The organism is Algoriphagus sp. oki45 (assembly GCF_036245605.1).
In the GTDB taxonomy this organism is placed as follows: Bacteria; Bacteroidota; Bacteroidia; order Cytophagales; family Cyclobacteriaceae; genus Algoriphagus.
In genome coordinates this window covers 1-482 of record NZ_BTPC01000012.1, presented here as the reverse complement: position 1 = coordinate 482, position 482 = coordinate 1, and the positions used below count along the sequence as shown (strand labels likewise).

Sequence of the window (482 nt, the reverse complement as noted above, 5' to 3'; positions counted from 1 at the left end):
GTTTCGGTACAAGTCTCACATTCAGTACTAGGCTCTTCTACCGGAGTCGGATCAGAAGACTCGTCTTCTACTTCTACTCCTTTTGGTGAGGTGCCTTTTGCCAAAGCCGTGTTCACCACATAGCCCGCATCGATATCGTCCTGAGTCAGCACATAAGTGGCTGTGAAGGTCGTGTTGTCACTCGCTCCAGGTGCCAGGCTGATCGGTCCACCGGATACAGTTACCAGTGGGTCAGTCACCATGATGTTGTTCAAGGTCACATTGCCCGTGTTGGTCACCGTAAAGGTGTAAGAGATTGTTTCTCCTACATTTCCAAAGCCATCCTGATTCTCATCATTGAAGATACCGTCTTTCAGCAACGCGATGGCAGGATTCTGAGGAATCACCGTTTCGGTACAAGTCTCACATTCAGTACTAGGCTCTTCTACCGGAGTCGGATCAGAAGACTCGTCTTCTACTTCTACTCCTTTTGGTGAGGTGCC

Annotated in this window: 1 protein-coding gene; it reads right to left on the bottom strand. The window is 49.4% G+C overall.

Going from position 1 to position 482, the window contains the following annotated elements; genetic code table 11:
• On the bottom strand, positions 1-482 hold a 482-nt coding region (locus AAA942_RS20215), incomplete at both ends, for a DUF7507 domain-containing protein (RefSeq protein WP_445083361.1).